The sequence below is a fragment of the Streptomyces cahuitamycinicus genome (assembly GCF_002891435.1).
GTDB classification, from domain to species: domain Bacteria; phylum Actinomycetota; class Actinomycetes; order Streptomycetales; family Streptomycetaceae; genus Streptomyces; species Streptomyces cahuitamycinicus.
The window spans coordinates 1-5986 of the sequence record NZ_POUC01000461.1 but is presented as its reverse complement, the minus strand read 5'-3'; the positions used below and the strand labels follow the sequence as shown (position 1 = coordinate 5986).

Annotated in this window: 3 protein-coding genes; 1 reads left to right on the top strand and 2 read right to left on the bottom strand. The window is 73.5% G+C overall.

Features of this window, described 5'->3' with window-relative positions:
• Positions 1 to 388: 388 nt before the first annotated feature.
• A complete protein-coding gene (gene lhgD / locus C1J00_RS36685) occupies positions 389 to 1594 on the bottom strand; it encodes an L-2-hydroxyglutarate dehydrogenase (RefSeq protein ID WP_102913252.1) in 1206 nt (401 codons plus the stop codon).
• 72 nt (positions 1595 to 1666) lie between these two features.
• The gene (locus C1J00_RS36680) at positions 1667 to 3091 is read right to left on the bottom strand and encodes an NsdA family TPR-like regulatory protein (RefSeq protein ID WP_031137852.1); all 1425 of its coding nucleotides are present in this window, start codon (positions 3089 to 3091) and stop codon (positions 1667 to 1669) included.
• A 791-nt stretch (positions 3092 to 3882) separates the two neighbouring features.
• On the opposite strand from C1J00_RS36680, the gene C1J00_RS36675 reads away from it, so the two are divergent.
• On the top strand, positions 3883 to 5986 hold a 2104-nt coding region (locus C1J00_RS36675; RefSeq protein ID WP_102913251.1), incomplete at its 3' end, for an asparagine synthase-related protein.

Genomic DNA, 5986 nt, shown 5'->3' with positions numbered 1-5986 from the left:
GTTTGCGGAGTCAGACACAGTGCCTCTGATTTTACGGCTGGGGTGTGGCGCGCAGTCCGCCGGTGAGGCGCGTCTCACCGGTGGTGGGTCGGGGCCGCGCCGGGGGGTGTCCGTCCTCGGAACGGCGCGATGGGTCGCGTACCGACTCACTGTCCGTTGACGCGCCAACCGCTGCGGGCGGACACCCCCCGACACGTCCCCTTGCGTCGACGGCGGGTGCGGGTGCGTGCCGCCCTAGCTGCGGGCAATCGTGCCGCCCCAGCCGTGGGCAATCGTGCCGCTGAGGGCGCTGGGGGTCCCCCCTGCTCGGAGAGCTTGGGGGAGGCATCCCGTTTCGCCGGGTTGAGGGATCCCCCTGACCCCGCGGCAACGCCGGGATCTGCAGATCTCACAGCGCGCTCAACGCCCTCCGGGCCACCTCCCGGCCGATCGGCAAGGACGCCGTGGCCGCGGGAGACGGTGCGTTCAGGACGTGCACCGTGCGTGGGCCCTCGCGGATCAGGAAGTCGTCGACCATGGTCCCGTCACGCAGGACCGCCTGTGCACGCACCCCCGCGGCCGTCGGTACGAGGTCGTCCTCGGACACTCCGGGCAGCAGCCTGCCCACCGCATGCGTGAAGGCCCGCTTGGACAGGGAGCGCCGCAGCTCACCCGCCCCGTACCGCCAGTGCCGGCGGGCTATCTGCCAGGAGCCGGGCCAGGCCAGGGTCGAGCCCAGCTCGCGGGGGCGGACCGTGCCCCACCCGTAGCCCTCGCGAGCCAGGGCCGGCACCGCGTTGGGTCCGACATGGACGCCCCCGTCGATACCCCGTGTGAGGTGCACGCCGAGGAACGGGAACGCCGGATCGGGCACCGGGTAGACCAGGCCGCGCACCAGCTCCGGCCGGGCCAGCTCGTAGTACTCGCCCCGGAACGGCACGATCCGCATGTCCGGGTCGTCCCCGGTGAGCCGGGCGATCTCGTCGCACTGCAGCCCCGCGCAGTTCACCAGGACCCGCCCGCGTACGACGCCCCCCGCAGCCGTGAGCACGGCGACTCCCCGCTCCGGGCGCCGGTCGACGCGCACGACCCGTGTGCCGTAGCGGATCTCCGCGCCGGAGCCGTGGGCCAGCTGGCGGGCGACCGCGACGAAGTCGCAGATGCCGGTCGTGCCGACGTGTATCGCGGCGAGGCCGCGCACCTCCGGCTCGTACTCCGCGATCTGGGACGCGCCCAGCTCCCGCACCGGGATCCCGTTCTCCCGGCCGCGCTGTACGAGGGCGTGCAGGCGGGGCAGCTCCGCGCGGTCGGTGGCGACGATCAGCTTGCCGGTGATCGCGTGCGGGATGCCGTACTCGGCGCAGAACTTGACCATCTCCGCCGCGCCCCGCACCGCGTAGCGCGCCTTGAGGGAGCCTGGGCGGTAGTAGATGCCGCTGTGGATGACGCCGCTGTTGCGGCCGGTCTGGTGGCGGGCCGGGCCCGGTTCCTTCTCCAGGACGGTGACACGTGTGCCCGGTGCCGCGCGGGTGATCGCGTACGCCGTCGACAGCCCGACGATTCCGCCGCCGATCACCAGTACGTCACAGTCGTATGCGATCCGCACTCGCACCACCTCCCGCTTCGATAGTGCACTGCGCCACTGACAATGCCTTCAAACGCGGGACGGGCGGCACCCCTGCTCCGACTACGCCGGAGTCATCAGCAAAGGGCGTGCACGCTCACGGAGCTCCACCACCTGTGGCTCGTCGCCGTACGGCTCCAGCCGGTGCAGGAGGTCCTTCACGTACTCGGTGGTACGGGCCGAGGAGATCCGCCCGGCGACCTCCACGGCCCGCACCCCCTGCTCGCACGCCGCGTCCAGGTTGCCCGACTCCAGTTCGGCGACGGCCGAGACGACCAGACGCAGGCCGTGGGAGCGGACGAACTCCTCCGTCGGCTTCGACAGGGCCTGCTCGGTGAAGCGGCGGACCTGGCGGGGTGCCTTGAGGTCGCGGTAGCACTCGGCCGCGTCGGCGGCGAAACGGTCGTAGGAGTAGAAGCCGAGCCAGCTCGGGTCGTTGTCGCCGGGGCGGGCGCGCTCGAGCCAGCTCTCGGCCGCCTTGAGGGCGCCGCCGGCCGCCGGGGCGTCGTTGGCGCGGGCGTGCGCGCGTGCCTCGACGAGGCGGAAGAAGCTCATGGTGCGGGCCGTGGCCAGGCCGCGGTTGCGTTCGAGGGCGGCCTGGGCGAGATCCACACCCTCGTCGCCGAAGCCGCGGTAGGTGGCCTGGAGGGACATGGTGGCCAGCACGTAACCACCGAGGGGGACGTCCGCCGCAGCCCGGGCCAGGCGCAGGGCCTGGATGTAGTAGCGCTGGGCCGCTTCCTGCTGGCCCGTGTCGAAGGCCATCCAGCCCGCGAGCCGGGTGAGTTCGGCGGAGGCGCCGAAGAGGGCCCGGCCGACCTCGTCGGAGTACGAGCCGAGCAGCAGCGGGGCCGCCTCCACCCTTAAGCACTCGGGGACCATGGACGAACGCCAGTCGCCGCCGCCGTACTTGGAGTCCCAGCGCCGCGCGTCCTCGGCGGCCTCCCGCAGCTTCTGCACATCGCTGTGGCCGACTTTGAGCGGTGCGCCGGAGCCCTCGCCGGGGCCCACGTCACGCGCGACCGAACTGTCGGCCGGGGTTATCAGCCATCGTGAGGCGGGCGTTGCGTATGCGCTCACCGCGAACGATCCGGCCAGCGACTGCCAGATGCCGCCGGAACCGGCCCGGCGGCCGGCGAGGTCGAGGCGGTACAGGTCGGTCGCGGACCTCACCGCCTGACCGACGTCCCGCGGGAAGGCGAGGCCGACTTCGGGTGCGGGGTCCGCGTCCGCCAGGCCGATCTCGTGGAGCGGCACCGGGCGGCCGAGTTTCTGGCCGATGGCGGCGGCGATGAGGTGCGGGGCAGCACCTTGCGGCACCATCCCCTTCGACACCCAGCGCGCCACCGACGTTTTGTCATAGCGAAGTGTCAGTCCTCGCTGAGCGCCAAGGTCGTTGACGCGCCGCGCGAGGCCTGCGTTGGAGATTCCCGCGAGGGCGAGAACGGCGCCGAGTTTTTCGTTCGGCCCGCGTTGCTCCCTGGACATGCGCCACCCCTCGACACAGACGGCTGCCGCACTGGCATAACCATGCGGCATTCGTAAACCCAGCGTAGTTCGCCGCATCCCAAGCGTTAAGGGGCATTCTTCCGGTTGGCGGGATTGTGGTCCGTACTGAAGTGCGGTTCAGATACGGGCTGTTGCGACGTGCTCCCGCTGTGTGGCCGTGCGCCTGTCCGTGCGCTCTTCTCCGGCCATCGCGGGAGCGGTTCCATGGTCATCGCGTGGGTCGGCCCGCTGTACTGGATCCAGTGGGCTGGGGGACACCGCCGCCTTCATCCCCGCGGGCGGCGGAACGGTCCGGGAGGCGTGCTCCGTCTCCCGGACTGCGCGACCGGGTGGCAGGGCGCGGAGCCTGTACGGAGCGTGTTCGAGGCTGCCCGCGCGAAATCGATTCGGCTGAAAATCGACCCCGTGGGCCGTGGGGTATCAAGCCTCCTACCACGGCAGTTGAGGGCGCACCGGGCGTGATCGGGGCGCGTTCCGGGGGCGCATTCGCGTCGCAGTCATACCGGAGACATGTCGCCGACGTGCCTTGATTCTTGGCCGCCTCTTCGTTCTCGTCTGTCTCCGACGCCGTCTTCTCCGACCGCCGTTCGGGCCCGACTCCGCATAAGACGTGCGGGTGTTCGGGGGTCCGGACACGTGTCGGCGGCTCCGCCGGGGCGCATTGGACGGAGCGCAAGCGGCGTCGGCACCCTCTGGAACGCTTCCTTCATGGCAGCATGGTGAACCGGTTCGTACGGTGCACTGGTTGTCCACAGCCTGTGGAGGCGGCGATGCGGTGGTTGGTGGGGTGGAGCAGCACCGCCGCGGGAGCCGTCGCTGCCGGTTCGGCGGGGGCGACCGGCAGCGAGGGCGAGACGCTGCACCCGGTGGGGTCCCAACTCCTGTGGGGGGACCCGGACCCGCTGTGGGCGGTCGGCGACTGGCGCCCCGACGAGGTGCGGGTCGTGAAGGCCGACGACCGGACCAGGATCGCCGTCCTCGGCATCTGCGGCGCCACCGACGAGCAGCTGCGCGTCGCGCTGTTCGCCGCGCGCGGTGGCGCCCTCCGGCATCTGACCGCCTGGCCCGGCAGCTACACCGCGATCGTCCAGGTCGGCAGACGGGTCACCGTCTGCGGCGATCTCGCGGGCGCGCGGCCGGTGTTCCACACGCCCTGGGCCGGAGGCACGGCGTACGCGACCGCCGCGCTGCCGCTGGCCGACCTGATCGAGGCCAACCTGGACTTCGGGCATCTCGCCGCGCTGCTGGCCGCCCCGGACGTGCCCGCCGCGCTGCACGACTCCACGCCGTACGACGGCGTGAAGCGCATTCCGCCCGGGCATGCCCTCATCCTGCGCGCGGGGGCACGCGAGATCGCCGGGTACGAGCCGGTCGCCTCGCTGGCCGTCGCGGCGCCCCCGGCCGATCCCGACAGCGCGGTCGACGCGGTGCGCGACGCGCTGGTGGAGTCCGTACGGACGCGGCTGTCCGCGCCGCGGCACGTTCCCGGGGCGGACATAGACCCCGGTCCGGTGCCCGGCATGGGTCCCGCCGAGCGGCGGGCCGCGCGCGGGATGCCGGTGCCGGGCATCGGCGCGGACCTGTCCGGCGGGCCGGCCTCCGGGGCTCTGGCGCTGCTGGCCGCGGGCCTGCCCGGGATGCCGGGCACGGTGCTGGGGCACGGCACGGGCGCGGGGGAGCGGCTGCTCGCCGTCACGTTCAACGACCTCGCCGTCGGCGGGCGGGAAGCCGAGCTGGAGCGGGCGGGCGCGCTCGCGGCGAACCCACGGCTGCACCACGTCGTCGTGCCGGGCGGCGAGGAGACCCTTCCGTACGCCGACCTGGACGGGCCGCTGACCGACGAACCCGGGCCGTGCCTGGTGTCCGCGGCGCGCCATCGGGCCCGGCTGGCCGCGGGCAGCGCGGACCACTTCACGGGCTACGGCGCGCGCCAGGTCCTGGACGCCCACCCCGCGCGCCTCGCCGACCTGCTGATGGACCGCCGACGGCGTCATCTCGTACGGCCGGTCGCCGCCCTGGCCAAGGCCGACGGGTCCGTGCTGGTGCCGGCGCGGGTGTACGCGGCGGCCCGGCGGTTGTCGCGGACGCCGTACCGGTCGGGGGTCGAGTCCCTCGCCGAGCGTCTGCTCGCCCCCCGCTCCGACGACGGCCTCGACGCGCCCGGCGGGGCGCTGGATGCCTCGCTCGCCGCGCTGACCTGGGGCAGACCCGGGCCGGCGGCGCGCTGGCTGACCGGTGAGGCGCTCGCTGAAGTATCGGTTCGCCTTCAGGCGTCGACACACCGGTCGGAGCTGGTGGGGCCGGGGCAGCGGCCGGGTGACTTCCGCGCGCGTGCGGCGCTGGCGCGCCATGCGGCGGACCTGCGGGTGCTGGAGCAGGCCGCGGAGGTCCGCTTCCAGCGGCTGCACGCGCCGTTCCTCGACAACCAGGTCGTCCGCGCGGCCCGGGCGCTGCCCGAGGCGCTGCGGGTGCGGCCGGGTGCGCGGGCCGCGATCCTGCGGACGGTGCTGGAAGGAGCCGGGGTCCGGGAGCTGCCGCCCGGCTGGGGCGCCCCGACCCAGGCGACGGCGGCGGCGGAGCGTACGGGCCTGCGGGTGGCGGCGGACTCCCTGGTCGCCCTGTTCGACACCCCGCTGCTGGCGGAGGCGGGCCTGGTCGAGGCCCGTGTGGTGCGCAAGGCGCTGCGCGATGCGGCGGCGGGCGAGCCTCTTCCCCTGGACGGCCTCGCGGACCTGGTCGCCCTGGAGCTCTGGCTCCGCCGCCTGCTGTCCCGCCGCGGCACGTGCTGGACGGGGACCCCGGCGAGGCAGCGGGCGGTACCGGCGGGGATCGCGCCGCAGCGGCTGTCTCTTATACAAATCTCCGAGCCCACGA

What these genes read in the sequence shown, in the direction of transcription:
- C1J00_RS36680 (WP_031137852.1), bottom strand. Translation starts at nt 3,091, where the DNA reads ATGTCCAGGGAGCAACGCGGGCCGAACGAAAAACTCGGCGCCGTTCTC.